At 62.4% G+C, this 25,820-nt stretch carries 22 protein-coding genes and 1 pseudogene; 13 read left to right on the top strand and 10 right to left on the bottom strand.

Features of this window, described 5'->3' with window-relative positions:
- Positions 1-90: 90 nt before the first annotated feature.
- Together DYZ14_RS16915 and DYZ14_RS16910 are read left to right on the top strand one after the other, a co-directional pair.
- A complete protein-coding gene (locus DYZ14_RS16915; protein WP_154721771.1) occupies positions 91-813 on the top strand; it encodes a helix-turn-helix transcriptional regulator in 723 nt (240 codons plus the stop codon).
- A gap of 47 nt (positions 814-860) precedes the next feature.
- Positions 861-1,325, top strand: coding sequence for a PAS domain-containing protein (locus DYZ14_RS16910; protein WP_154721770.1), 465 nt, complete (start codon positions 861-863; stop codon positions 1,323-1,325).
- A 30-nt stretch (positions 1,326-1,355) separates the two neighbouring features.
- On the opposite strand, the gene DYZ14_RS16905 is transcribed toward DYZ14_RS16910, so the two are convergent.
- The 8 genes from DYZ14_RS16905 to DYZ14_RS16870 all read right to left on the bottom strand — a co-directional run bounded on the left by DYZ14_RS16905 (position 1,356) and on the right by DYZ14_RS16870 (position 9,480).
- A complete protein-coding gene (locus tag DYZ14_RS16905) occupies positions 1,356-2,465 on the bottom strand; it encodes a DUF2333 family protein (protein ID WP_154721769.1) in 1,110 nt (369 codons plus the stop codon).
- Positions 2,458-3,756 (bottom strand): DUF6638 family protein, encoded by a 1,299-nt coding sequence (locus DYZ14_RS16900; RefSeq protein WP_154721768.1) that lies wholly within the window; start codon positions 3,754-3,756, stop codon positions 2,458-2,460. The genes DYZ14_RS16905 and DYZ14_RS16900 overlap by 8 nt, the downstream gene beginning before the upstream one ends.
- On the bottom strand, positions 3,753-4,199 hold the full coding sequence (locus tag DYZ14_RS16895; protein ID WP_154721767.1) for a helix-turn-helix domain-containing protein: 447 nt from the start codon (positions 4,197-4,199) through the stop codon (positions 3,753-3,755). Before DYZ14_RS16895 ends, DYZ14_RS16900 begins: the two co-directional genes overlap by 4 nt.
- Positions 4,196-4,462 carry a type II toxin-antitoxin system RelE family toxin gene (locus DYZ14_RS16890; RefSeq protein WP_269749457.1) on the bottom strand — a complete coding sequence of 89 codons (267 nt, stop codon included), beginning with the start codon at positions 4,460-4,462 and terminating at the stop codon, positions 4,196-4,198. The genes DYZ14_RS16895 and DYZ14_RS16890 overlap by 4 nt, the downstream gene beginning before the upstream one ends.
- Positions 4,463-4,512: 50 nt before the next feature.
- Positions 4,513-6,435 carry an AAA family ATPase gene (locus DYZ14_RS16885; protein WP_154721766.1) on the bottom strand — a complete coding sequence of 641 codons (1,923 nt, stop codon included), beginning with the start codon at positions 6,433-6,435 and terminating at the stop codon, positions 4,513-4,515.
- A gap of 3 nt (positions 6,436-6,438) precedes the next feature.
- On the bottom strand, positions 6,439-7,593 hold the full coding sequence (locus tag DYZ14_RS16880; protein WP_154721765.1) for a hypothetical protein: 1,155 nt from the start codon (positions 7,591-7,593) through the stop codon (positions 6,439-6,441).
- A gap of 184 nt (positions 7,594-7,777) precedes the next feature.
- Positions 7,778-8,866, bottom strand: coding sequence for a hypothetical protein (locus DYZ14_RS16875; RefSeq protein WP_154721764.1), 1,089 nt, complete (start codon positions 8,864-8,866; stop codon positions 7,778-7,780).
- A gap of 230 nt (positions 8,867-9,096) precedes the next feature.
- Positions 9,097-9,480, bottom strand: a complete 384-nt coding sequence (locus DYZ14_RS16870) for a c-type cytochrome (RefSeq protein ID WP_154721763.1) — start codon at positions 9,478-9,480, stop codon at positions 9,097-9,099.
- Between the two features lie 293 nt (positions 9,481-9,773).
- Here DYZ14_RS16870 and DYZ14_RS16865 point away from each other — a divergent pair, with 293 nt between their 5' ends.
- The 6 genes from DYZ14_RS16865 (at position 9,774) to DYZ14_RS16840 (ending at position 15,767) form a co-directional block, all read left to right on the top strand.
- Positions 9,774-10,727: a choline ABC transporter substrate-binding protein gene (locus DYZ14_RS16865; RefSeq protein ID WP_154721762.1), complete on the top strand. Its 954-nt coding sequence runs from the start codon at positions 9,774-9,776 to the stop codon at positions 10,725-10,727.
- Between the two features lie 80 nt (positions 10,728-10,807).
- Positions 10,808-11,683 (top strand): choline ABC transporter permease subunit, encoded by an 876-nt coding sequence (gene choW / locus DYZ14_RS16860; protein ID WP_154721761.1) that lies wholly within the window; start codon positions 10,808-10,810, stop codon positions 11,681-11,683.
- Positions 11,680-12,726 carry a choline ABC transporter ATP-binding protein gene (gene choV, locus DYZ14_RS16855; protein WP_154721760.1) on the top strand — a complete coding sequence of 349 codons (1,047 nt, stop codon included), beginning with the start codon at positions 11,680-11,682 and terminating at the stop codon, positions 12,724-12,726. The genes choW and choV overlap by 4 nt, the downstream gene beginning before the upstream one ends.
- A gap of 42 nt (positions 12,727-12,768) precedes the next feature.
- Positions 12,769-13,518 (top strand): HugZ family pyridoxamine 5'-phosphate oxidase, encoded by a 750-nt coding sequence (locus DYZ14_RS16850; protein WP_154721759.1) that lies wholly within the window; start codon positions 12,769-12,771, stop codon positions 13,516-13,518.
- 110 nt (positions 13,519-13,628) lie between these two features.
- Positions 13,629-13,946 (top strand): ArsR/SmtB family transcription factor, encoded by a 318-nt coding sequence (locus DYZ14_RS16845; RefSeq protein ID WP_154721758.1) that lies wholly within the window; start codon positions 13,629-13,631, stop codon positions 13,944-13,946.
- Between the two features lie 492 nt (positions 13,947-14,438).
- A complete protein-coding gene (locus DYZ14_RS16840) occupies positions 14,439-15,767 on the top strand; it encodes an aspartate aminotransferase family protein (RefSeq protein WP_115672634.1) in 1,329 nt (442 codons plus the stop codon).
- A gap of 175 nt (positions 15,768-15,942) precedes the next feature.
- Here DYZ14_RS16840 and DYZ14_RS16835 read toward each other — a convergent pair whose 3' ends face one another.
- Both DYZ14_RS16835 and DYZ14_RS16830 read right to left on the bottom strand, forming a co-directional pair.
- Positions 15,943-16,914 (bottom strand): transposase, encoded by a 972-nt coding sequence (locus DYZ14_RS16835; RefSeq protein ID WP_154721757.1) that lies wholly within the window; start codon positions 16,912-16,914, stop codon positions 15,943-15,945.
- Between the two features lie 335 nt (positions 16,915-17,249).
- Positions 17,250-18,284, bottom strand: coding sequence for a LacI family transcriptional regulator (locus tag DYZ14_RS16830; RefSeq protein ID WP_154721756.1), 1,035 nt, complete (start codon positions 18,282-18,284; stop codon positions 17,250-17,252).
- A gap of 450 nt (positions 18,285-18,734) precedes the next feature.
- Here DYZ14_RS16830 and DYZ14_RS16825 point away from each other — a divergent pair, with 450 nt between their 5' ends.
- The 5 genes and pseudogenes from DYZ14_RS16825 (at position 18,735) to DYZ14_RS16805 (ending at position 25,800) form a co-directional block, all read left to right on the top strand.
- Positions 18,735-19,970, top strand: a complete 1,236-nt coding sequence (locus tag DYZ14_RS16825) for an ABC transporter substrate-binding protein (protein WP_154721755.1) — start codon at positions 18,735-18,737, stop codon at positions 19,968-19,970.
- A gap of 141 nt (positions 19,971-20,111) precedes the next feature.
- Entirely contained in the window at positions 20,112-21,014 is a 903-nt protein-coding gene (locus DYZ14_RS16820) for a carbohydrate ABC transporter permease (RefSeq protein WP_154721754.1), read from the top strand.
- On the top strand, positions 21,007-21,948 hold the full coding sequence (locus DYZ14_RS16815; protein WP_154721753.1) for a carbohydrate ABC transporter permease: 942 nt from the start codon (positions 21,007-21,009) through the stop codon (positions 21,946-21,948). The genes DYZ14_RS16820 and DYZ14_RS16815 overlap by 8 nt, the downstream gene beginning before the upstream one ends.
- A 3-nt stretch (positions 21,949-21,951) precedes the next feature.
- Positions 21,952-23,043 (top strand): ABC transporter ATP-binding protein, encoded by a 1,092-nt coding sequence (locus DYZ14_RS16810; protein WP_154721752.1) that lies wholly within the window; start codon positions 21,952-21,954, stop codon positions 23,041-23,043.
- A gap of 295 nt (positions 23,044-23,338) precedes the next feature.
- Positions 23,339-25,800: pseudogene (locus DYZ14_RS16805) on the top strand (beta-mannosidase).
- The last annotated feature ends 20 nt before the right edge of the window (positions 25,801-25,820 follow it).

The raw sequence follows: 25,820 nt of genomic DNA, 5'->3' as shown, positions 1-25,820 counted from the left end.
GATCCCCGGTAAAAAGTACTGGCTTTTCAGAGTGACTGATATATTTGTTAATGTTAACATTTCCCGCTTCCTCAACTTTCGAATTCACAGATGACAACCGCGGAACGTCAATCGCTGCTAAGCGATGAAATAGCCGGCAGCCAGACACGTGCTCAGGTGATGAGCATCATGAAACGGATCGCCGACGAATTCGGTCTCGATCACGTGACGATCATGGCTGCCCCCACCCCGCACGACCTGGCGATCGCGCCTCTGGTCCTAGAGAGTACGCTTCCCCAGCAGTTTGCCCGCGAATTCGACAAGCATCAGTTCCTTCGCCATTGCCCGATCCTGCCGAAATTCGCCAATTCCGTCCTCCCCCAGACCTGGTATCTCGGCGAAAACGGTCCTTCGTCGAGCTTCGACTGCCCGGACAAGATGCATGAACTGATGACGCGATTCGGCCTCCTGATGGGCACGATCTTTCCGATGAACTCGGTCGATACCGGACGCTATTTCCTGCGCTATGACGGCCAGCGGGCTCCGCTCCACCAGGTCGAACTCAACGAACTGGGCATGATCTCCCTGCACGCTTTCGACGTTTACGACCGCATGCGGCGCGCCGAGACCGCGGCACCGAATATCCTGTCGGCCCGCGAACTCGAGGTCCTGCGCTGGACTGCCCAGGGAAAGACCTCGATCGAGATCGGCCAGATCCTGTCGCTGTCCGACCACACGGTCAACGCCTACATGACCAATGCGATCAAAAAGTTGGATTGCGTGAACAGGACGCAGTTGGTAGCCAAGGCGATACGGCTGAAGCTAATTAACTGATTCCTGATGGATGCGGGCAAGCGCCCGATCAGGGGAAAGAGATCATCGTGCCCCTGCGTTTCGACCAGCTGGACCACAAGGAATTCCAGGACTGCACCTCGGTCGGCATGACCGAACACGAGGTCGTGGAACTGGCCCAGGCCTTCCGGCTTTACGGCTTCTGGCGCATTGACCTGGATACGGGCCTGTATTTCGCCACGCCCGACGTCTTTCGCATTTTCGAGATGGACGTTACCGACGGACCCTTGAACCTGGTGGAGGCCCGCGCCCGGATCAATCCGGAGGATCTGCCGATCCTGATGGAGAGTTTCGAGCGCACCTGCAGTCTCAAGCAGAGCTACCACAACATCTTCCGCGTGCGGCGTGGAGAAGACGGCTGGAAGTTCGTCCGCAGCGTCGGAAAATTCCGCGCCAAGGCCGGCACGTCCGGCGAAATCGTCGGCATTACCTACGAGTTCTTCGAGCGTTTGCGCACCGCCGCTTTCTCCGACGAAGACGAATCGAGGAAATAACGGCCCGCCGAAGACGGGCCGTCACCTCTCTTAGCGGTCGAGCACCGAGCGCAGTTCGACCATGTTGGAACGCACCCTGAGAATATAAAAACCCATGGTGGCCAGGTGCGTCGGCATGATCCAGCCGTCTTCCGAACCGTTGGAGATAATCGCCGGCTGGATGCGCAGGGCGCCCTGCAACTGCTGCTCCATCTGCGTCCAGATGGCGGTCAGGTTGCGCTCTCGGATCACGTCGACGAAATCGGCGCGGGTCGCCTGCAGCAGGGCATATTGTGCATAGAGCTGGCCATAGGCGAACCAGAAACGATCGTCGGCGCGCGTGTCGAACCAGCCGGCATTGAACTCCTCCGAGCGACGGCGAAGGATGTCGGACGTGTTGCCGAGGTCGCTCGCCATGCGGTCGAGCAGTTGCACGAGGTTGTCCGCGCGCGCATCGAACACCGCGGCGCAGGTCTCCAGCGAGGAATTGAACTTGCGCCAGCTCTCGACGGCCGAGCGGTAGTAGTTCGGCGTCGGCGTCTTGAAGCCGAGCGGATCGGTGCCGAAATACCAGGTGCCCTCGTCGAACTGGATATTGCCGCGGGCATCCTGCAGGTCGTTGTTGATGCTCGACGTGCCGCGCACGCGGCCGAGATTGTCGGCCAGTTCGATCGCCAGGCGGCGTGCGACCTGGTTGGCGCCGCGCTGGAACGACGCCTTGTTGTCGAAGAACGGGGTATGGTCCCAATCCATGCCGAACAGGCCGAGCTTGTAGATCAGCGACGACGAGACCCAGATATTCTGGTTGACATTGGTATCCGTGAGGTCGGCGACCACCGTGACGATCGCAGAATTCTGGCAGGTGCCCGGCTTGGCGGCGTTCTCCTGTCCGGCTGCAGTCTGGCGCGCCGGGAACTTGTAGGCCTGGGCGAATTCCGGATCGAAGCCGTACCAGACCTGCGTGCGCCAGATGAACTGGCCATAGAAACCGATCAGCACCAGGACGAACAGCAGGACCGGAATTTTGATCAGCCAGTTGCGCCGCTGATACCAGCTATGCGCCGCCAGGAACGGCCAGAAGATCGCAGCCACGACCATGCCGATGCCGCGCCCGATGGCGGCAAAGACGCGCTGGAAGAACGCGATGATCGGATCAAGCATTGTCGTCTTCTCCTATGCCGTAGAGGCGTTTGCGGAAACCCGCCTTGTCTTTCAAGTAGGTCTGCGACAGGCGGGATACAACATATTCCCGGAAGCCATCGCTAAACCCTTCGTAGGCATCATAAAAGCCCTGCTTGTCGAAAATGAAACGCGACACGAAGTCCATCGGCGTCAATTGCGATATCAGCCGGTTGGTGAGCCATTGGTCGCGATGGTCCGGCTTGGCCCGCACCAGCAGGAAGCGGCGGGACGGCTCGACATCCTCGATCCGGATGCTGCCCGAGGTGCCGATCGCCCGGATCATCTCCTGCAGGAACGGATAGGTCCCGTCGCGCGCCACCCGCTCGGCATTGCGGTGAATGAAGGTCTGCAGCCAGACCGGCTCCAGCTTGGAAAAGTCCATGGCGGGATCGGCGTCATAGGCCAGCGCGATGGCCGCCATTTCGGCGCGATGGACATAGAGACCCGATCCCTCGACCCAGCTCGCCCGCGGCAGTTCGATCCGTCCCGTCCTGGCAAGAAAATCGAAGATCTGCTTGGGATCCCGGATCGAGATATAGCTGACCTGCCAGGGACGCGAGCGACGGAAACCGGGCGCCGCCGGATCGGAGATCACCGTGGTGATCTTGTCGTCGACGAAGACATAGGTGCCGCCGAAATGATTGGCCCAGAAGGCGTCGTGGCGGAACACCAGCTTGTCGGGCACCAGCACGTTCTGGCGAATGTCGCCGGTCAGCCTGGCAAGCTCGACCATGCGATTGAGGAGCGCGTCATCGCGCCAGGCGTCGGGCTCGCTCTGCAGTCTATCAGCCAGCCGACGAAGCTCCGCGGCCTTGCCGAGCACATCCTCGGCCGAGAGCGCCTTGAACTGCACCGCGTTGATCGACAACAGGTCCTCCAGGCTTTCGACCCTTGCGACCGAATCCTCGATCTCGCCGTAGAGCGCATCCTTGATCGTCACCGAATTGATCGCCCGCGCATTGGCGGTGAAGAACTCGTGCATCAGGCCGGCGGTGTTGGAAAAGCTGGTATGCACCACCGGAAGGTTCTCCTGCTCCGGCGTCAGCACGATGAAACGGCGGTTCACCCGGTTCGGATCGAGATAATCCTTGTCGCCCAGTTCCGCCGCGATCTGCGGCGAAAAACCGGTCATGTCGATGTCGAACTCGGAAAGAGCGGTCGGCTTCAGTCCGAAACCGGACAGCGCCTTGTTATAGCGGGCAACAAGATGCGGCTCGGTGACGGCGAGCAGCCGGCCGTAGATCAGTTCGGCTTCGAGGAGACGGTTCATGCTTTGCTCTTTACCCCGTCCGTGCGTTCTGTTTCGCCGCTCTTCGGCTGCCCCTCGCCCCAGACGAGATCGTCGAGATCGAGCCGCAGGGCTTTGGCGATCTGCCGGAAGACGGACAGACTGCCTTCCTTCTTGCCGGTCTCGATCTCCGAGAGATAAGCGGCGCTGATCCCCGTAGCCGCCGCCAGTTCCCTGGCCGAAAGCCCGCGAAAATCCCGCCACACCCGGATCGGGTTCTCGCCGTCGATCAGCCGATCGACAAATTCGGACGGAATCCGCTCCTCTTCGCCGGCAGCGACCCTGGCCTCAAAAGCCTGGACCGACAGAAGGTCTTCGAGGTCCTCGGCCTGTTCCGCCTGACGCAAGAGCGCTTCATAGTCCTTACGGCTCAGAACCACGAGGTCCTCGCCGTTAGGCGTCGTGAAAGAAACAGCGGTGTTCATTGTTCCAATCCCCTGTAAGCCTCGCCGCGCACGGCAACCTTGATGACGTCGACGATGAACCCATCCTCCCGGAAGATCACACGCCAGTCACCGACCCGTAACCGATAGTACTCGACGCCTTCGAGCTTTTTGACATTGTTGGCGAGCGACGCTGGATCCTCAGCATATTGCACAATCTTCTGCCGAATCCGAGCAGCCTCGGAAGCAGGCATCCGACCCAGTTTCTTGGCAGCTTGCTTGCTATAGATGACTGTCCGTTTCAATATAGACCGCCCCTAAGTGTCGGGCAAGAAAATTAGCCATCAGCTAACTTTCACGCCGACCACTTCCCCTCCCGCTTCATCGCCTCGATCTCGCCGATCGCCCGCTCCCGCTGTCTCTCGCGCCGGATGATCTCGTTGACCGCCGCCTCGTCCGACTTGTCGGCATAGCGGAATTCGCTGTCGCCATAGCGGTTGATCTCCTGCAGGATCATCTCCATCGTCACCGGCCCGCGCAGCTCGGCGATCATCGCCTTCTTCTCGTCGTAGCCCTTGTGCATGAAGGCCTCGGGCGTCGCGAACCAGTCGTCCGGCAGCTCGACATCCATCGCACGCATCTTCACCGCATCGGTGATGTTCTTGATCGCCCGGCCGGTAAAGCGCGGTTCGGCCAGCTTGATCTCGTGCAGATAGGCGCCAATGTCGGCGAGCGTCTCGATCCGCCCGCGTTCCTTCTCGAACCGCTCCCAGACCGCAACCAGCCCCTCCTCTTCCGGCCGTCCGTGCTTTTCGTAGGAAACGCCGACCGCCCGCTTGATCTCCTGGTTGGCAAACAGCTGATGCTCGCCGAGCGGGATCGAATGGTTCTTGCCGATCAGCAGGGCGAAGATGTCGATATAGTCCTCTTCCGTCTGCGGCCCGTCGACCAGCCAGCGCGCCCCGGCCCGCTGCCGGAGCGCATCGTCGACGTTTTCCGGATAGTTGGAGAACATGCCGAAGGTGCAATTGCCGCGCACCACGGTAGACGCCCCTGCAAAGGCCTCCATCAAGACGGCGGTGATCTCGTGCTGGCCGGCCGAGGCCCGGTCGTCGGAACGCTTCGCCGCCACCTGGTCGACGTCGTCGATCGTGCCGAAGCCGATGACGCGCGGATTGACGACATTGTCGATGAAGGCTTTGCAGTTCTGGCCCGACTTGCCCTGGTAGGACGAGATCTGGTCGACGCCGAAATTCTCGTAGTGGAAGGCATAGCCGGCCACCTGGCAGTAGTCGTTGAGCAGACCCGCGATCATCTGGATCAGGATCGTCTTGCCGGTCCCCGGCATGCCGTCGCCGATGAAGGTGAAGAGAAAGCCGCCGAGCTCGACGAACGGGTTCATCTGCCGGTCGAAATCATAGGCCATCAGCATCTTGGCGAGCTTCATCGCCTGGAACTTGGCGATGTGGTTACCGACGATTTCCTCCGGCTTCTTGAAGGTCATCACGAGGGGCTTGCGCCGCTGGCCCGGGGCCACGTCGAAGCCGTCGAGGGTGAAGTCGTCCTGATCGATGCGGATATGGGTGTTCTCGAACGCCGCAAGCCCGGTGAACCGCGCCTTGCGGGTCAACAATCCATCGATCGCCGCACGGGCAAAGGCGCGCGTCCGCTGTCCGAGCGTCGTGTCGTCAGCCGCGCCCTTGAGCGCCGCGTCCAGCCCTGCCACCATGCTTTTCAGCGCATCCTGCGGCGTGTCGAACAGGAAATCCGGTTCCGGCGTGTCATTGACCGGCTCGCCCTCGCCGGCAAGCGTCGAGAGCAGATAGGCGGCCAGCGAAAAGGCCGCGACATAGGCCGAGGCCGACAACAGCGCCTTGAATCGCGCTGCCTCCTCGCCCTGCAAAGGCGCGGTCAGATTGCGCGCCTGCAACTGTTCGAGGTCCGTCTGCCGGCCGAACACTTCGCCGATCGCCAGCGAAACCTGGATGCCGCGCCGCACCCGGTAGAGCACGCCATGCTGGGTCGGCGACAGAAGCGGATCGCTGCTGCCGGCCGACTGGATGGTCTTTGCCAGCTCCACCTCGCGGGTGCGGCGCACGCCGCCGGTCGAGACCGTCGAGACGAAGCGCCGCCCGCTGCCGGCCAATGCCGTGCCCGCCGCCCCCTCGCCCGGATCGAGCGCCACGAAGCGCGTCACCAGCGCCTGCGCCACGGCCAGATGTTTGGCGATCTCGTCTTCGCGAAGGGTGGTGAGGCCCGCATTCAACCCGTTGCTCATCGGCTAGACCTCGCTGACGACATTGTTCCCGGAAATGACATGAACCTTGTAATTGCCGAAGGTCGCATTGGCCTCGCCGGAGGCATAGAGCGCCTGGTAGGCGTCGTGCGGCACCAGCGCGTGTTTCTCATAGGCCGAGACGCCCATGCGTGCGGCTTCGAGGTCGTTGGTCTCGATATGGAATTCCTGGCTTGCCGGGGTCGAGGAGAAGAACCCCTTGACCGCCGGTCGCTCGGCCTTGGAAAACACTTCCTGCATGGTCCAGGTGAGAAGCCAGGCATTTTCCGGCTTGCGCACCCGAGACAGGATCTCGTTGATCCGGGCATTGTTCTCGGTGATGCCCGCCGAATAGAACGGCCCGAGGACGATGCGGCGCAACTGCTTGGGATGCAGCGTCGGAAAATCCTTGTCCATATTGGTGGCGATCGTCGCCGGCGTCAGCGAATAGGCTCCGTTCTTGGCGGCGAAATCGTCGAATTGCGCGGCGAGTTGCGGATTGAGCAGCCCGCCCACCGGCAGCGGAATCTCGACATCGGGATTGAGCCTGCCATCCTTGCCGACCAGCAATTCGCGGACGCTGTCGGAGGAATCCTCGACATCCGCGACATAGATCATCGGCAGCGTGCTCGTCCCGTCGAACACCGCCCAGGTCACGACGTAAAGGGGTCTGCCGGATTTTTCGCTGACCGTCACCCGCACCGTCTCGGGCAGGACGAAGGGCGAGAAGATCTCACCCTTGCCGATCTGCTCGAGATAGATCCGCTCGGCCATCTGCGATTGCAGGGCGGCCGGGAACGCCTTGTGCCGGAGGATGAAGTCGACCATTTCCGACCGCATCGCCTTGGCGTCCGGCAGGTTGGCGAGCCGCTTTTCCGCACTCAACCGGTCATTTTCCAGTTCCAGCACGTTCTGGAACACCGGAAAACCGCTTTCGGCGCGCGAAATGCGGAACTGGTCGGTAAATCCGATGCGGTTCTCCCAGCAGGCAAACGAGTTTTTCAGCCGCTCGACATAGGGAAGCAGAAGCTGCCCCGCAAAGCCGCTGCCCGGCAGCGTGACCTCGGGATTGGACAGATAGGTCTCCAGCCCACCGAGCGCTGCGCGAATGGTGTTGAAATACTGGGCGACCGCCCCGTTATTGCCGGCAGCGACGTTCATCGGCGGGAGGCCTCTGCAATTGCACCGAAATGCCGGATCCCCCTCTGGCCTGCCGTCCGTCTCCCCCACAAGGGGGGAGAGAAGCCCCAGCGCCGCCGAGCCACTTCAACCGGACAGATGCACGGGTTAAGCCCCTCCCCCTTGTGGGGAGGGGTTGGCGAGGGGATTTTTTCCAGCAAACCCATCACGACTTCACGTAATTGGCCGAGTTGTGCTTGTCGAGAACCGCCTGGAAACGCCGGGCAAAGGCCTCGTCGGCCAGCTTCTTGCGGCGCTGGATGTCCTGCGTCGCCAGCATGTTCTTCTCGTGCAGTTCCAAGAGGTCGCCGATGTGCTTCTGGGCGGCGGCACCGACGCCGGCCATCGTCTCCTCCGCCGCCGTATCGACCTGGCTGCCAAGCGTGTTGATCTTGTGCGCCACGTCCTGCTGGGCAGCCGTCTTCAGCGAGTCTTCCAGCGCCTTGTAGAGCACGATGCGCTGCTCGGTATCGATGGTCAGCTTGTTGATCAGCGTGTTCTGCGCGGCGATCTGGTTGTTGAGGCTGTCGACGAAGGTCTGGAACATCGAGGTATAGCGCTCGAGCGTCTGGCTTTCGGCCAAAAGCTCCTGCTCCTTGGCCTGCGCCTGGTTGTATTCGGTCGCCAGCTTCGAGCGCTCGCCCTCGAGCTGCGTGCGCGCCGACTGGTCGGTCGAAGCGGCGATCCGGTTTTCGATGTCGAGCAACATCGGGTTCAGTTCCTCGATACGCTTTTGCGTCGTCTCGAGATTGGCGACAGTCAGCTTGCGCCGTTCGATTACCTGGATCAGGCTTTGCTCGGAGCTCGTATAGCGTTGGTCGAGCACGGTGCGCTGGTCCTTCAGGATGCCGACGATGCTGTCGGATTTTGCCAGCAATTCCTGCAGGTTTCCGGCCAGCGACATGTTGCGCACACGGTCGGTGCGCATGCGTTGCGCCTTCTGCTTGGAAAAGATGCCGATGAACTTCTCGTAGCCGGTATAGCTCTTCATGCTCTCGAATTCGGCGCCGAACACATTGGTGGCGTCCTCGAGACCGATGATCAGGTCGGCGATGTTCGCCTCCATCACCTTCTGCTGCTTGATGACGTCCTCGATGCGCGCGTTCTCGATGTCGAAATTGACATCACCGAGCTTGGTATCGGCCTTGGCAAACTGGTCGAGCACGACGCCCGACTGCTCCATCTTGCCCCTGACTTCGTTGACGATGGTGCGGGTCTTCTCGATTTCGCTGTCGAAGGACTGTAGCGAGGCCATGCGATCGTCTCCCTGAACTGTCGCCGGTTCTTGGCCCGGCCCAAGCGGCATGTGACCGCAACCTTATAACAAATCAATGATATTAGAACCGCCGTCGCTTGCGCCGGACAGAAAAATACTGGTCTGATATGGAGGCTGGCGAAGCGCCTGCAAGAGCGGGCAAATAAAAACGGGTAGCGGCACGCCTGCGCGCCGCTACCCGTAGATCAAGGATTGATCACCCGAGCCGATTACTTGGCGGTCGGGTTCTTCAGATAGGCGATGACATTGGCGATGTCTTCCGGCTTCTTCAGCCCGGCAAAGGTCATGGTCGTGCCCTTGACCAGTTCGCGCGGCTTGGGCAGGTACTCGGTCAGAAGCTGCTCGGACCAGACCTTGCCGTCGGCGCCGAACTCCGTCATCGCCTTCGAATACTTGAAGCCCTCGACGGTGGCGACCGGGCGATCGATGACGCCCATCAGGGTCGGGCCGACCTTGTTCTTGGCATCGACGGCCGAGTGGCAGGCCTGGCACTGCTTGAACACCTTGGCTCCGGCGACGGCATCACCTTCGGCGAAGGCTGCGGCTGCCGGAACGGTCAGCGCGGCAGCCAGGATCAGACAACGAAGTTTCATGAACTCTCCCTTTGAATTCGCGGCGCGCCGCGATGATGCGGGGCGTCCAGATGGTAAACTATAGCACTCCTGCGGCGATTTCCACAGGACGCTATGCCGCGGCTTTCGGCAAGGCCGGGATGCGCAATGATCTCAGGGGCTCCGGCAGGGTCAAGCGCGACTTAAGAATCGATCCGGAAGCTAGGCACAACGTCGCAAACAGGGAGGGGAATAAGGCGCAAATGCGCGTGTGCGCTTGCTTTTGTGGTGTATAGATTGTTGACTTGGGAACATTAAAAAACGGGAGCATCTCGATGACCAAAGTCAATTTCCAGCGTTTCACGATCGCCACCGCCGCGATCCTTGCCTTGTCCACCGCCCCGTCCATGGCGGCCGAAGGCGAAGGCTGCGCCACCGTGCGCTTTGCCGATGTCGGCTGGACCGACATCACCTCGACCACCGCCACCGCATCCGTACTGCTCAAGGCGCTTGGCTACGAGACCTCGGTCACGGTCCTGTCGCTGCCTGTGACCTTCACCTCGATGAAGAACAAGGACATCGACGTCTTCCTCGGCAACTGGATGCCCAGCCAGGCCAACGACATCAAGCCCTTCACCGAAGACAAGTCGATCGAAACCCACGGGCCCAATCTCGAAGGCGCCAAGTACACGCTGGCCACCAATGCCAAGGGCGCAGAACTCGGCATCAAGGATTTCGCCGACATCGCCAAGCAGAAGGATGCGCTTGACAGCAAGATCTACGGCATCGAGCCGGGCAATGACGGCAACCGCCTCGTGCTCGAAATGATCGAGAAGAACGAATTCGGCCTGGAAGGCTTCGAGGTCGTCGAGTCGTCCGAGCAGGGCATGCTGGCGCAGGTCGCCCGCGCCGAGCAGGACGGCGCACCGGTGGTCTTCCTCGGCTGGGCTCCCCACCCGATGAACTCCACCTTCAAGCTGACCTACCTGACCGGCGGCGACGCGACCTTCGGCCCGAACTTCGGCGGCGCCGAAGTCTTCACCAATGTCCGCGCCGGCTATCTCGCCGAATGCCCGAACGTCGGCAAGTTCATCACCAACCTCAAGTTCTCGCTCGACATGGAGAACGAGGTCATGGGCGGCATCCTCAACGACGGCAAGGATCCGGAAGTCGCGGCCACCGACTGGCTGAAGGCCAATGGCGCGGCGATCGAGCCCTGGCTGGCCGGCGTCACCACCAAGGACGGCGGCGAGGCCCTGCCGGCGGTCAAGAGCGCGCTCGGCCTCTAACGGCAAGTGACCTTAAGGAGCGGCGAGAGCCGCTCCTTCTTCATCAGGAGCATGACAAGCCGAAAAGGCACCGGGGAACCATGGACTGGCTGACAGATTACAAGATCCCGATCGGGATGGGCGCAAAGCACGCGGTCGACTGGCTGACCACCAATCTCAAATTCTTCTTCGACTTCATCGCGATGATCCTGAACGCCTCGATCAATGCGATGCTGTTCGTCCTCCAAGCCCCCTATCTGAAGGGCACGGCCTTGGCGGACTTCTATCCGCTGCTGATGATCGCCATCTTCACCGGCGTGGCCTGGTTCATGCGCCGATCGCTCGGCGTCGCCGCCTTCACGCTCGTCGGTCTGCTGGTGATCTACAACCAGGGCTACTGGAAAGAGACGATGGAGACGCTGGCGCTGGTGCTCGCCGCCACCGGCGTATCGATGGTGGTCGGCGTTCCGATCGGCATCGCCGCGGCCAGGCGCCCCTGGCTCTATTCGATCATCCGGCCCATTCTCGACTTGATGCAGACGATCCCGACCTTCGTCTACCTGATTCCGGCGCTCATCCTGTTCGGCCTCGGCATGGTGCCGGGCCTGATCGCCACCGTCATCTTCGCCATCCCCGCGCCGATCCGGCTCACCCGCCTCGGCATCATCTCGACCCCGCCCTCCCTGGTGGAAGCGGCCCAGGCCTTCGGCGCCACCCCCTCCCAGGTGCTGCGCAAGGTCGAATTGCCCTTCGCCATGCCGCAGATCATGGCCGGTCTCACCCAGACGATCATGCTGTCGCTGTCGATGGTGGTGATCGCCGCGCTGGTCGGCGCCAGCGGCCTCGGCGTGCCGGTCGTCCGCGCGCTCAACACCGTCAACATCGCCAAGGGCTTCGATTCCGGCCTGTGCATCGTCATCCTCGCCATCATCCTCGATCGCATCTTCCGGTCATCCGACGAAGGAGACGCCGCATGACCGCCGTCCTGTTCGACAATGTCTCGATCATATTCGGATCAAATCCGCAGCGGGCGCTCAACCTGGCGGATGCGGGACGCAGCCGCGACGAGATCAGCGCCGAGACCGGTCTGGTGCTCGGCGTCGCCAATGCCTCGCTCGAGATCAAGGAGGGCGAGATCCTGGTGCTCATGGGCCTGTCCGGCTCGGGCAAGTCGACGCTTCTGCGCGCCGTCAACGGGCTTGCCCCGGTGGTGCGCGGCGATGTCCAGGTATTCAACGAAGGCCGGACCACCAATCCCTACACCTGTACGCCGCAACAATTGCGCGACCTGCGCATGCACACCGTCTCGATGGTGTTCCAGCAGTTCGGTCTGCTGCCCTGGCGCACGGTGGCGGAAAATGTCGGCTTCGGGCTGGAACTCGCAGGTGTCGCGGAGGCCGATCGCCGCCGCGCCGTCGGCGAACAGCTGGAACTCGTCAACCTCACCCAATGGGCCGATCGCAAGGTCAACGAGCTCTCGGGCGGCATGCAGCAGCGCGTCGGGCTCGCCCGCGCCTTTGCCACCGGCGCACCGATCCTTTTGATGGACGAACCCTTCTCGGCCCTCGACCCGCTGATCCGCACCCGGCTGCAGGACGAACTTCTCGAATTCCAGCATCGCCTGAAGAAGACCATCCTGTTCGTCAGCCATGACCTCGACGAGGCCTTCCGCATCGGCAACCGCATCGCCATCATGGAAGGCGGACGCATCATCCAGTGCGGCACGCCGCAGGAAATCGTCCGCAACCCGGCCGACCAGTATGTCGCCGACTTCGTGCAGAACATGAACCCGATCAACATGCTGACGGCCCGCGACGTCATGCATCACGGCATCGTCACAGCCAGCTCTCAAGGGGCCGTCGCCGGCACGGCCAGGCCGGAAACGCCGCTCGTCGAGATCCTCGACGTTTTGGCGCGACAACCCGGCACGATCGGCGTGGTTGACAATGGCGCGATCATCGGGACGATCTCCGCCCAGGATGTCGTCGCCGGATTGACCCTGCACCGGCGCAAGGCCTGAATGGACGATCCGTTCAGGCGATCGCGTGAAACGGAAAGAACCATGACGGACAAACCATCGGTGATACGCGAGACGGACGATGAGGCACGCATGCTTGCCCGTCGTCTTCTCAGGTCGGCGCGTTATGTCGCCCTTGCCGTGCTCGAGCCGGAAAGCGGTTATCCCTCGGTCAGCCGCGTGCTGCTGGCAACGGATACCGACGGCAGCCCGGTCATCCTCGTCTCGGCGCTCTCGGCGCATACCAGGGCGCTCGCCAAGGATCGAAGGGTATCCCTGCTGGCCGGCGAGCCCGGCAAGGGCGACCCGCTGGCTCATCCGCGCCTCACCCTCTCCTGCCTGGCCGAAACGGTCGAGCGTGACGGCCCCGTCCACCAGCGCCTGCGGGCGCGGTTCATCGCCCGCCACCCGAAGGCGAAGCTCTACATCGATTTTCCCGATTTCCGCTTCTTCCGCCTCGCGCCGCAGTCGGCAAGCCTCAACGGCGGCTTCGGCCGCGCCTATCTCCTGCCGGGCGAGGACTTCGTCATCGCCGCCGAAACAGGCGGCGAAATCTCCGGACAGGAGGTCGAGCTAGTGCGAGAATTAGCAGGTACGAAACCAGAACTCGCCAGCCTTCTGGCCACCGGACGCTGCGGGCAGAACCCGGGAAAATGGGCTTTTTGTGGCATCGACCGGGCGGGAATCGATCTTATTTGTGGAGATTTACTGGTTCGACACGATTTTGGGCGTCTAATAAGCTCACGGGCAGAGCTCTATTCAGAGATAACTAATACAGCATACCCGATACCTTAAATTTAGGCATATACAATTTTTTGGCACTTGTTAGAGTTCCTGTATAACCAATTTGATGGATTGCAAACCGTCGCCTTTCCTCCCGAGGCCGGCTAACGAAAGTTGATCTGATGAAAACCAAGGTATTGTCCGAACAGTCCATTCCCGCCGCCGGCCTGCTCTCGGCCATGGCAAATCCCAAGCGCCTGATGATCCTCTGCAGCCTCGTCGAGGGCGAGGTCCCGGTCGGCGTTCTCGCCGCCCAGGTCGGCCTCAGCCAGTCGGCCCTGTCCCAGCATCTTTCGAAATTGCGCGCCCAGAAGCTGGTCAAGACCCGCCGCGACGCGCAGACGATCTATTATTCCAGCACCTCCGAATCGGTCATCAAGATCCTCGGCACGCTGGAAGACATTTATTGCTCGACCAGCGCCAATAAATCGGCCGCCTGACGCCCCGCCCGTTTCCGCGGCGAGAAGGCGATCGGTCGAATTCATCATTCGACCGCTCCAATGGCGGCAATTTGACATGACGTTCTGAGAAGATCCTGACCGGCAGATCCTTGATTTGCCGGTCTTTCTCGTGCCGGCGAACGCAGGCACCGACCCGTCGCTTGGGAACGCCGGGGCCGGTACCTGCCAGCGCTTGCCGCCGGTCTTGCCGGAAGGCGCCCAGACTGCCCTCGGGAACGATCTCCCGGCCACTCTCACATTCCCTCACCGAGCTTGCCCTAAGCTTAAGTCGGCAGGCCGCACTCCCCTGCCCCGGCCGGCCGCGGCCGCGGCAAATCATAACCGGAACCTTGAGCACTCATGATGTTTGTTGATGCCGGTTGACGACCTTGGTCGCGCTGCTAATTTGGCCGGGTTTTCTACGAAATATCCGGCCGATCGCCGCCGACCGGGAAATGGCCGCCCGCAACGAAAAAGGCCATGGAGAGCATTATGTCCAACCGCTTGAATACAACGCCCAACGACCTGCGCGCCTTCTGGATGCCGTTCACGGCAAACCGCCAGTTCAAGAAGGAACCGCGCCTGTTCGTCGGCGCCAAGGATATGTACTACACGACCCATGACGGCCGCCAGGTGCTCGACGGCACCGCCGGTCTCTGGTGCGTGAATGCCGGCCACTGCCGCCCGAAGATCACCGAGGCGATCCGCGAACAGGCCGGCGAACTCGACTACGCCCCGGCCTTCCAGCTCGGCCACCCAAAGGCCTTCGAGCTTGCCAACCGCCTGGTCGACCTCGCGCCCGACAATATGGCGCATGTCCTCTACACCAATTCCGGCTCGGAATCGGTCGAAACCGCGCTGAAGGTGGCGCTCGCCTATCAGCGGGTGAAGGGTCAGGGATCACGTACCCGCCTGATCGGTCGCGAACGCGGTTACCACGGCGTAAATTTCGGCGGCATCTCGGTCGGCGGCATCGTCACCAACCGCAAGATGTTCGGCACGCTGCTGACGGGCGTCGATCACATGCCGCACACCCATCTGCCGGCCAAGAACGCCTTTTCCAAGGGCATGCCGGAGCATGGCGGCGATCTCGCCGACGAGCTGGAACGCATCGTCACGCTTCATGATGCCTCGACGATCGCCGCCGTCATCGTCGAACCCGTGGCCGGCTCCACCGGCGTGCTGATCCCGCCGAAGGGCTATCTCCAGCGCCTGCGCGAGATCTGCACCAAGCACGGCATCCTGTTGATCTTCGATGAAGTCATTACCGGTTTCGGCCGCCTCGGCGCACCGTTCGCCGCGCAGTATTTCGACGTCAAGCCCGACATCATCACCACCGCCAAGGGGCTGACCAACGGCGTCATCCCGATGGGCGCGGTCTTCGTCACCTCCGAGATCCACGATGCCTTCATGACCGGTCCGGAACATCTGATCGAGTTCTTCCACGGCTACACCTATTCCGGCAACCCGATCGCCTCGGCCGCAGCACTTGGTACCCTCGACACCTACAAGGAAGAGGGGCTGCTGACCCGCGCCGCCGAGCTTGCGTCCTACTGGGAAGAGAAGCTGCATTCGCTGGCCGACTGCCCGAACGTCATCGACATCCGCAATATCGGCCTGATCGGCGCGATCGAACTAGCGCCCATCGCCGGCGAACCGACCAAGCGCGCCTTCAACGCCTTCCTCAAGGCCTATGAATCGGGCCTCCTGATCCGCACCACCGGCGACATCATCGCCCTCTCGCCGCCGCTGATCATTTCCACGGAAGAGATCGACGAACTGTTCGACAAGCTCCGCAAGGTGCTGATGGCGAACATCTGACCTCAGGGTTCGGAGAGAGATTTCAAGCGGCCGGAAACGGCCGCTTTTCTCGTTTCGGCCACAACTCGACGAAGCCAGAGAGCGACCGACCCATCGGGCACGACGCCCGCGCCCCCTCTTCTCCCCAGCGGGGAGAAGGTGGCGCGTAGCGCCGGATGAGCATCTGTGTTTGGTGTCAAGGCGGATTTGGGGTCCAGAGGCGGTCCTGAGCGAGCAGGCAGTTTGCCAGGACGAGCAGTTTGCGCATGACGGCGACGAGGATGACCTTTGGTGGTTTGCCGGCGGCTTCGAGCGTTTTGGCGAAGCGGGTGAGGGACGGATTGGAGCGCCGGGCCGACAGGGCGGCCATGTAGAGGGCGCGCCGTGGCGCGGGCCTGCCGGCCCGGATGGAACGGCGGCCGGTGCGGGCGCCGCTGTCGTTGGCGACCGGCGCAAGGCCGGCCAGCATGGCGGCCTGCTTGCCCGAACACCTGCCCAGTTCGTCCATGCCCGCCATCAGCGCCCAGGCGGTGATGCGGCCGATGCCGGGAATGGAGGTGAGGATCTCGACCTTTCGGCCCAGTTCCGGATCCTCGCCGATGCACCGTTCGATCTCTTCGTCGAGGCGCTGCACATGCCGCTCCAGGCTCTTGAGGCGGCGCGACAGCTCGCCGCGCAGGAAGGCGGTGGTGGCCGTCCTGGCACGGTTCTGGAGCGCTGTGATCTCGCCCTTTGCCGCCGCGCGCGCATTGACCAGCTCCTGCAGGGCCTCGATGTGCGGGCTCGGCGGCGTGTTCGCCCCCGGCCTGAGACTTGCCGCCAGAAGCGCCAGCAGCCGGGCGTCGAGCCGATCGGTCTTGGCCAGATAACCGCAGGCGCGGGCAAACAGGCGCGCGCGCAGCGGATCGACGACGGAGACGCAAAAGCCGTCGGCCGAAAGCGAGCGATGGGCCGCACGGTGGAACTTGCCGGTCGCCTCCATCACGATGCTTTCCGGTCGGCACCTGGCCAGCATCCGCTTCAACTGGCGGATGCCGGTCGTGTCATTGCCAAACCGCCGGCTTTGCCCAAGCGGATGGAGATGAATGTCGAGCCACTCTTTACACACGTCCACGCCGACGTAGACTGCCGGCATCGCGTTTTCTTCGAACGAAACCTTGCCTTGCATGCGGGACTTGCTCCCCATCATCTGTTCAGGACAAACGCGAGGACGGCCGGACCAGTCTCATCCCCGGTTCTTGCCAAGGGGCGCGCGGTCCCGACCGTCCGCTCTCCGGCGGATGGCCATCCGCCGGAGAGCGCATCAATCATCCAACAATCGATGCAGTTTGAACATGCAAGGGGGGCGAAGCCACTTGATGTCGGGGCACTTAGCCCCCTCATCGCCTCACTGCGTTCGGCACTTCTCCCCGCTGGGGAGAAGAGGGAGAACGCGACGCTCGTTGCGTATGAATGCAACGCGTCGAAATCTCACGCGAAAGCCCTGCCGGCCAAGCCGCTCTTTCAATCGCCCCAAACCGGCTGGCTGATGCTTTGCAGCATGTCGGGCGCCACGCCGTCGATGCTGGAGATTACCGCCTTGGCGAGTTCCCGACCGGCGAGGCGCACGTCTTCATAGGCCGTGATGATCTCCGGCCGGATCCAGTTGAGGATGGGCGCCGACTGTTTCGACACCAGGTCGACATCGCGCCCGACGCGCTTTCCCGCCGCTTCGATCCCGGCATTGACGGCGATTGCCGCACTACCCGACGAACAGATGATGCCATCCGGCGCATCCGCCGAGCGCATCAGCGCCTCGACGGCGTCGCGGATCTGTGCAAGCGGCGTGTCGATGGTCGCGTCGAGTGGCACTTCCTGCGCGCCGAACGCGCGAAGCCCTGCCTGGAAACCGGCTCGCGTATGGGTGTAGTAGGTCAGCTTGCTCGGCGGCTGGAGCAGAGCTATCCGCCTGCGGCCCCGCGCCACCAGCCGCTCGACCGCCTGGTGGGCATAGGCCTCGTTGTCGAAGTCGTGATAGGGGTGGACGATCTTGCCATCGGTGCGGCCGTGGGTGGCGAACGGCATGTTCTGTTCGCTCAGAAGCCTGACGCGTGCGTCATCCGGTTCGATACGCGAAATGATGACGCCGTCGGCCGAACCGGTATCGAGGATATAGCGCACCGGCTGCATCGGGTCCTTGCTGTGCGAATGCGGCGTGACGACGATATGATAGGGCGTGGCCGACAGCACCTCGGATATGCCGAAGACCATCTGGCTCGAAAAGCCCATGATCTCCTCGTCGATGCTCAGGACCAACGCGATGACGTTCGTCTTGCCTGTCCTCAGGCGGACGCCGGCGCGGTTCGGCTGGTAGCCGAGCTGGCGCGCCACCATTCGGACACGCTCCTTGGTTTCGGCGCCGATGTCGGGTGCGTCCTTCAGCGCGCGGGAAACCGTGGTGATGCCGAGCCCTGTCATGAAGGCGATCGTCTTGAGCGTCGGCCGCTCCCTGCCTTCCTTCGCGGGGCCGGTTCCGTCCCGCGGCTTGTCATCTTTCATGCTGTCCCCGCCGCTTCCCTTGAGCCGCCATTATAGTTGCTCGCACGCCGCCTGCAAACGCGATGCGACAATCAATGTGCCACGAACAACAGCAGAAATCTGTAACGATACAGTAAGTTTGTCGAGCATGAATTTGTCGGGGCTGGCAATCGTGATGCACGCATAAGGGGAACCGAGCGCGGAGAGGCGGGCGACATCCTGGATTCCATCAGAGTCTGCCGCGGCGCACGCAGAAAACGGCCGCAGCGCGGCAAATGATGGAAAAAACAGAGATAAAAACGGGCTTCCAGGCGCTTCAATCTGCCGGCGGATGGGGTGTCATATGCTGCGCTTGCGTGCTGCCTAGGGTGGAAAGTGGTGGTATAACAAAAAATTAACATCGCGGAGGTTGCGCCTTTAAATCGATTGGAATACGTTTTTACGGCATCGTTTCAGTGAGGGAGGACACTCATGAATTTTCGTAGCGTCGCGGCAGCTTTGGTCGCAAGCGTCGTATTGCCGTTGGGTGCGGTCAATGCAACAGAACTCGAAGTCACCCATTGGTGGACATCCGGCGGCGAGGCGGCCGCGGTCGCCGAATTCGCCAAGGCATTCAATGCCACCGGCAACAAGTGGATCGACGGGGCGATCGCCGGCGCCGGCAGCACCGCCCGGCCGATCATGATCAGCCGCATCACCGGTGGCGATCCGATGGGCGCGACACAGTTCAACCACGGGCGTCAGGCGCAGGAACTGGTGGAGGCCGGCCTGATGCGCGATCTGACCGCGGTTGCCGAAGCGGGCAAGTGGAAAGAGGTCATCAAGCCCTTGAGCCTGCTCGACAGCTGCACCATCGACGGCAAGATCTATTGCGCCCCGATCAACATCCATTCCTGGCAGTGGCTGTGGCTGTCGAACGCCGCGTTCGAGAAGGCCGGTGTGCCGGTGCCGAAGGACTGGAACGAGTTCGTCGCCGCCGCGCCCAAGTTGCGTGAGGCTGGTCTGCAGCCACTCGCCCTCGGCGGTCAGGCCTGGCAGTCGGGCGGTCTGTTTGACACGCTCGTGCTCAATCTGGGCGGCAAGGAACTCTTCGAAGGGGTCTACGTCAAGAAGGATGCCGACTTAGCAGCCGGTCCGGACATGGCGAAGGTCTTCCAGGCTGCGGCCCAGGCGCGCGAAATGGCCGCTGGAAGCAATGTCCAGGACTGGAACCAGGCGACCAATCTCGTGATCACCGGCAAGGCCGGCGGTCAGGTCATGGGGGACTGGGCACAAGGCGAGTTCCAGATCGCCGGCCAGGTCGCCGGCAAGGACTACAGCTGCCTGCCGGGTCTCGGCGTCAGCCCCTACATCACCACGGGCGGCGACGCCTTCTACTTCCCGGTGCTCGAAGATGAAGAGAAGTCGAAGGCGCAGGACGTTCTTGCCCAGGCCATGCTGGACCCGAAGACCCAGGTCGCCTTCAACCTCAAGAAAGGCTCTCTTCCGGTCCGCGGCGACGTCGATCTGTCGGCCGCCAACGACTGCATGAAGAAGGGGCTCGAAATCGTCGCCAAGGGCAATGCGTTGACCAGCACCGACCAGGCGCTCTCCGCCGACAGCCAGAAGCAGAAGGAAGATCTGCTGACCGAGTTCTTCGCCAGCACGTCGATGAGCCCGGAAGCGGCCCAGGAACGCTTCGCCGACATCATCTCCTCGGCTGACTGAGACAGTCGACGGCATCCGGCCGGCATCGGTTCACGGTGCCGGCCGGGTGTTGCGACATCCTGGCCCCGCAAGGTCCGCCGGCATCGGATGCTTAGCCCGTTGCCTCGTGTCCTGCGATGACGCGCTCGAGGAGGAACCGAAATGACAGGTCATGCGCCTGCCAAACGCCCCAACCAGCTTTTCCGCAATCTCAATTCCAAGATTGCCTCCATCCCGATGATCCTGATCGCCGTCGGAATCTTCTTCGGAGGTTCGGTCTGGACCATCTTCTATTCCTTCACCAACTCCAAGCTCTTGCCGCGCCTGTCCTTCGTCGGGTTCGACCAGTACGAGCGCCTGTGGAACACGTCGCGCTGGATCATCTCGATCCAGAACCTGGCAATCTACGGCATACTGACGCTGATCTTCAGCCTGGTGATCGGTTTCCTGCTCGCCGCCCTGATGGACCAGAAGATCCGGTTCGAGAATGCCTTTCGCACCATCTTCCTCTATCCCTTCGCGCTGTCCTTCATCGTCACCGGCCTCGTCTGGCAGTGGATCCTCAATCCGGAATTCGGTATCCAGGGCATCGTCCGGTCGCTCGGCTGGGAGAGCTTCCGCTTCGACCCGCTCTATAATGCCGACATCGTCATCTACGGCATCCTGATCGCCGGCCTGTGGCAGGGGACAGGGCTCGTCATGTGCCTGATGCTCGCCGGCCTGCGCGGCATCGACGAGGATATCTGGAAGGCGGCACGCGTCGACGGCATCCCGATGTGGAGGACCTATCTCTTCATCGTCATTCCCATGATGCGCCCGGTCTTCATCACCACGCTGGTCATCATCGCCAGCGGCATCGTCAAGGTCTACGACCTCGTCGTCGCCCAGACGAGCGGCGGGCCGGGCAATGCCTCGGAAGTCCCGGCAAAATACGTCTACGACTATATGTTCCAGGCCCAGAACCTCGGGCAGGGCTTTGCCGCCTCGACCATGATGCTGCTCACCGTCGCCATCATCATCATTCCGTGGGCCTATCTCGAATTCGGAGGGAAGCAGCGTGGCTAACGTCTCGACACTCAACACGGTCGGCGCCGGCTTCGACGCGGTCGCGCCCGATGTTTCGGGCCCGCGCGGCCGCCGTCCGCGGCGCGCCATCTCAAGGCGCAACATCATGCTCTACGGCACGCTGTTCGTCGCGGCACTCTACTACCTGCTGCCGCTCTACGTGATGGTGGTGACGTCCCTGAAGGGCATGCCCGAAGTGCGCATGGGCAATATCTTCTCGCCGCCGATGGAGATCACCTTCGAGCCCTGGGTCAAGGCCTGGTCCGAGGCGTGCACCGGCTTGAATTGCGACGGCCTGTCGCGCGGTTTCTGGAATTCCGTGCGCATTCTCGTGCCGTCGGTGGTCGTGTCGATCTTCGTCGCCTCGGTCAGCGGCTATTCGCTCGCCAACTGGCGGTTCAAGGGCTCGGAACTGTTCTTCTCGATCCTCATCATCGGCGCCTTCATTCCCTATCAGGTGATGATCTATCCGGTGGTCATCGCGCTTCGCGAACTCGGCATCTACGGCACGCTCACGGGTCTGGTCATCGTCCATACCATCTTCGGCATGCCGATCCTGACGCTGCTGTTTCGCAACTACTTCTCGTCCTTGCCGGCCGAACTCTTCAAGGCGGCGCGCATCGATGGCGCGGGCTTCTGGCAGATCTACCTCAGGATCATGCTGCCCATGTCTCTGCCGATATTCGTCGTCGCCATGATCATCCAGATCACCGGCATCTGGAACGACTTCCTGTTCGGTGTCGTCTTCACCCGGCCCGACACCTATCCGATGACGGTGCAGCTAAACAATATCGTCAACTCGGTTCAGGGCGTGAAGGAATACAACGTCAACATGGCGGCGACGCTGCTCACGGGGGCCGTTCCGCTCATCGTCTATTTCGTTTCCGGCCGGCTTTTTGTCCGCGGCATCGCCGCCGGCGCAGTGAAGGGTTAATTCATGTCCAACAGCGTATCCATCCGCGATCTGTCCCTGTCCTTCGGTGCGGTCAACGTGTTGAAAAACCTTGATCTCGAGGTCCGTGACGGTGAGTTTCTCGTTCTTCTCGGCTCGTCCGGCTGCGGCAAGTCCACACTTCTCAACTGCATCGCCGGCCTGCTTGAGCCGACCGACGGGCAGATCTTCATCAAGGACAAGAACGTCACCTGGGAAGAGCCGAAGGACCGCGGCATCGGCATGGTCTTCCAGTCCTACGCGCTCTATCCGCAGATGACGGTGGAGAAGAACCTGTCCTTCGGCCTGCGCGTTGCTAAGGTGCCGGATGACAAGATCCGCGAGAAGGTGGCACGTGCCGCCGAGATCCTGCAGATCGAACCGCTTCTGAAGCGCAAGCCGGCCGAGCTCTCCGGCGGCCAGCGCCAGCGCGTCGCCATCGGCCGGGCGCTGGTTCGCGACGTCGACGTCTTCCTGTTCGACGAACCGCTCTCCAACCTCGACGCCAAGCTGCGCTCCGAGCTGCGCGTCGAGATCAAGCGGCTGCATCATTCGCTGAAGAACACGATGATCTACGTCACCCATGACCAGATCGAGGCGCTGACGCTCGCCGACCGCATCGCCATCATGAAGAGCGGCGTGATCCAGCAGCTCGACGATCCCATGGTCATCTATAACCGGCCGAAGAACCTGTTCGTCGCCGGTTTCATCGGCTCGCCCTCGATGAACTTCCTGCGTGGCGAACTGGTCGAGCGGGCAAACGGCCTGGTCTTCACCACCAACGGCGTCGACTTCTTCCTCGACGGCTACGAGCCGGCCGGTCCGCTGACCGCGGGTAGCAAGGTCGTGCTCGGCATCCGCCCGGAACACGTGCTGATCGACGACGAGGTGCCGGCCGGCGCCGAGACCCATGAGGCCGTGGTCGATATCGAGGAACCGATGGGTGCCGACAACCTGCTGTGGCTGAAACATGCCGGCCACGTCATGTCGGTCCGCACCTCGGGCACCCGTCGCTATCGACCGGGCGCAAAGCTGCGCCTCGGCTTCGACATGTCGGTCGCCTCGCTGTTCGATGCAGAGACGGAAGCGAGGCTTTGATGGACACAGGCAGTCCGGTGTCACCCCCCTCTGGCCTGCCGGCCATCTCCCCCACAAGGGGGGAGATCGGCAGGACGGACGTGCCTTGCCTCCCGTCTCCAGTCGGGAGCGCTCAGGCCGCCGCCGGCGTTGGCCGCTCGCTCTACTGACGATCGTGAGAGGAGTGGCTCAAGCAACAACGGCGCTTAGAGAAACGAGGCGCCCACCGTATTCCGATCTCCCCCCAATGTGGCGGAGATGGCCGGCAGGCCAGAGGGGGCGCTCTTGCTCCGACATGAATGATCTGGATTGACCCATGACGAATGCTTCCGACACTCAGAGCAAGATCGACCTATCCGGCGAATGGCGCCTGTCGACCGCCGAGGGCGAACACGGCGCGGCGATCACGCTGCCGGGCGACGTGCATTCGGCGCTGCAGGCCGCCGGCATCATTCCCGACCCCTATTTCGGCCGCAACGAGGAGGCGGTGCAGTGGGTGGCCGAACATGACTGGACGCTGGAACGGTCGTTCTTCCTCGATCACGCCGACGGAAGCTGGTACCTCGACATCGACTATCTCGACACGGTCGCCGTCGTCTTCGTCAGCGACGTGCCGGTGCTCTCCGCCGACAACTGCTTCCGCCGCTACCGGCCGGACGTCTCGGCCGCGCTGCAGCCCGGCGAGAACACCATTCGCATTCTGCTGCATTCCTCGATCGCTGCCGGCGCCGAGCGCCAGGCGCGCCAGCCCTTCTACATTCCCTATTCGACCGCCAATTCGCCGATCGCCAACGGCAACATGCTGCGCAAGCCGCAGTGCCATTTCGGCTGGGACTGGAACATCGCGGTGGCGCCGCTCGGCCTCTACGGCACGATTGCGCTTAGAAAGCTCGATCCCGCCCGTATCGAGCATCTGGAGACCGAGCAGGTTCATCACGACGACGGCAGCGTCGACCTGCATGTCAAACTCACCCTGCATGCCTTCGAGCCGAGCATCGTGCCGGTGCATTTCGAATTCGACGGCCTGCGCGAGCGGCTCGATTGCGGCATCCCCGCCGGCGAGACGGTGATCGCCCACGTCTTCCACATCGACGGGCCGCGCCTCTGGTGGCCGGCCGGCAGCGGCGAGCAGGTGCTTTATACGCTGTCCGCGGAAATCCCCGGCGAAACGCTGACCCGCCAGATCGGCCTGCGCACCATTGCCCTCATCACCGACCCGGACGAGGCCGGTTCGCGCTTCGCCTTCAAGGTCAACGGCCGCGAGATCTTCTGCCGCGGCGCCAACTGGATTCCCGCCGATGCGCTCTTTTCCCGCACCAGCCTGGAAAAGACCGAGGGCCTGCTGCAATCGGCCGTCGCCGCCCACATGAACATGATCCGCGTCTGGGGCGGCGGCTTCTACGAGCAGGACTGGTTCTACGACCTCTGCGACCGGCTCGGCCTGATGGTCTGGCAGGACTTCATGTTCGCCTGCAACCTCTATCCCTGCACCGAGGATTTCCTGTCGAACGTCTCCCAGGAAGTCGACTATCAGGTCCGCCGACTGTCGTCCCATCCGTCCATCGCGCTGTGGTGCGGCGACAACGAACTGGTCGGCGCGCTCACCTGGTTCAAGGAAAGCCGCGACAACCGCGACCGTTACCTCGTCGCCTATGACCGGCTGAACCGGGTGATCGAGCAGGGGGTGAAGAAGGCCCATCGCCAGGGCATCTGGTGGCCGTCGAGCCCGGCCTCCGGCTATCTCGACTATGGCGACGCCTGGCATGCCGACGGCTCCGGCGACATGCACTACTGGTCGGTCTGGCACGAGAATAAGAGTTTCGCTAATTACCGAACTATCAAACCGCGCTTCTGCTCGGAATTCGGTTTCCAGTCCTACACCTCGATGCCGGTGATCGAGACCTTCGCCAACAAGGGCGACATGAACATCGCCTCGCCGGTGATCGAGCTGCACCAGAAGAATGCCGGCGGCAACGAGCGGATCGCCGGCACCATGTTCCGCTATTTCCGCTTCCCCAAGGACTTTGCCAATTTCGTCTATCTCAGCCAGATCCAGCAGGGCCTGGCGATCGGCACGGCGGTCGACTACTGGCGGTCGCTGAAACCCCATTGCATGGGCACGCTCTACTGGCAGCTCAACGACACTTGGCCGGTCGCCTCCTGGTCGAGCCTCGACTATGGCGGCAGCTGGAAGGCGCTGCACTACATGGCGCGGCGCTTCTTCCAGCCGGTCAATGTCGTCGCCATCCCGAGCGACGACGGAACCAGCATCGCCTTCTCCATGGTCAACGACACCCTGGAAGAGCTGACCGTCGACATGAACCTCTTTGCCGTCACCCTGGACGGCGAGCGCCTGCCGATCCGCACCGCCACCGGCACATGCCCGCCCGACCGGGCCGCTCCGCTCCTGACGCTCGACGAGACGGACATTCCGGTCGACGCGCTGCTCGCCTGGAGCTTCATCGCCTCCAACGGCATGAGCGGCGAGGGGCACCTGGCGCTTCAACCCTACAAGGCCCTGGAGCTCCAGCCCTCCGGCCTGGAGACGGGCGTCGCTCCGCTTACCGACGGACGGTTCGAGATCACGGTCAGCGCCACCGGCCTCGCGCTCTTCGTCATGCTCGAGGCGACTGCCCGGGGCGATATTCCGACAACGCCTTCGATCTTCATGCCGGCATGAGCCGCCGTGTCACATTTACCCCGGCCACACCCCTCGTCGACGGCCGGGTCCCGCAGTTTCGAACCTACGATCTCCAGAGCTGCCAGCAACTCGGCTGAGGCGATCGCCAGACAAAGAC

It is taken from the genome of Ciceribacter sp. T2.26MG-112.2 (assembly GCF_900492205.1).
Classification (GTDB): domain Bacteria; phylum Pseudomonadota; class Alphaproteobacteria; order Rhizobiales; family Rhizobiaceae; genus Allorhizobium; species Allorhizobium naphthalenivorans_A.
Note: the sequence above shows the minus strand (reverse complement) of the source record. Positions and strands in the feature narration are given on the sequence as shown.

Coding starts and splice junctions, on each gene's coding strand:
- DYZ14_RS16840 (WP_115672634.1), top strand. CDS start 14,439: ATGTCCAACCGCTTGAATACAACGCCCAACGACCTGCGCGCCTTCTGG.
- choV (WP_154721760.1), top strand. CDS start 11,680: ATGACCGCCGTCCTGTTCGACAATGTCTCGATCATATTCGGATCAAAT.
- DYZ14_RS16880 (WP_154721765.1), bottom strand. CDS start 7,593: ATGAACGTCGCTGCCGGCAATAACGGGGCGGTCGCCCAGTATTTCAAC.
- DYZ14_RS16905 (WP_154721769.1), bottom strand. CDS start 2,465: ATGCTTGATCCGATCATCGCGTTCTTCCAGCGCGTCTTTGCCGCCATC.
- DYZ14_RS16865 (WP_154721762.1), top strand. CDS start 9,774: ATGACCAAAGTCAATTTCCAGCGTTTCACGATCGCCACCGCCGCGATC.
- DYZ14_RS16820 (WP_154721754.1), top strand. CDS start 20,112: ATGACAGGTCATGCGCCTGCCAAACGCCCCAACCAGCTTTTCCGCAAT.
- DYZ14_RS16850 (WP_154721759.1), top strand. CDS start 12,769: ATGACGGACAAACCATCGGTGATACGCGAGACGGACGATGAGGCACGC.
- DYZ14_RS16835 (WP_154721757.1), bottom strand. CDS start 16,914: ATGCAAGGCAAGGTTTCGTTCGAAGAAAACGCGATGCCGGCAGTCTAC.
- DYZ14_RS16900 (WP_154721768.1), bottom strand. CDS start 3,756: ATGAACCGTCTCCTCGAAGCCGAACTGATCTACGGCCGGCTGCTCGCC.
- DYZ14_RS16825 (WP_154721755.1), top strand. CDS start 18,735: ATGAATTTTCGTAGCGTCGCGGCAGCTTTGGTCGCAAGCGTCGTATTG.
- choW (WP_154721761.1), top strand. CDS start 10,808: ATGGACTGGCTGACAGATTACAAGATCCCGATCGGGATGGGCGCAAAG.
- DYZ14_RS16830 (WP_154721756.1), bottom strand. CDS start 18,284: ATGAAAGATGACAAGCCGCGGGACGGAACCGGCCCCGCGAAGGAAGGC.
- DYZ14_RS16895 (WP_154721767.1), bottom strand. CDS start 4,199: ATGAACACCGCTGTTTCTTTCACGACGCCTAACGGCGAGGACCTCGTG.
- DYZ14_RS16875 (WP_154721764.1), bottom strand. CDS start 8,866: ATGGCCTCGCTACAGTCCTTCGACAGCGAAATCGAGAAGACCCGCACC.
- DYZ14_RS16870 (WP_154721763.1), bottom strand. CDS start 9,480: ATGAAACTTCGTTGTCTGATCCTGGCTGCCGCGCTGACCGTTCCGGCA.
- DYZ14_RS16810 (WP_154721752.1), top strand. CDS start 21,952: ATGTCCAACAGCGTATCCATCCGCGATCTGTCCCTGTCCTTCGGTGCG.
- DYZ14_RS16885 (WP_154721766.1), bottom strand. CDS start 6,435: ATGAGCAACGGGTTGAATGCGGGCCTCACCACCCTTCGCGAAGACGAG.
- DYZ14_RS16915 (WP_154721771.1), top strand. CDS start 91: ATGACAACCGCGGAACGTCAATCGCTGCTAAGCGATGAAATAGCCGGC.
- DYZ14_RS16845 (WP_154721758.1), top strand. CDS start 13,629: ATGAAAACCAAGGTATTGTCCGAACAGTCCATTCCCGCCGCCGGCCTG.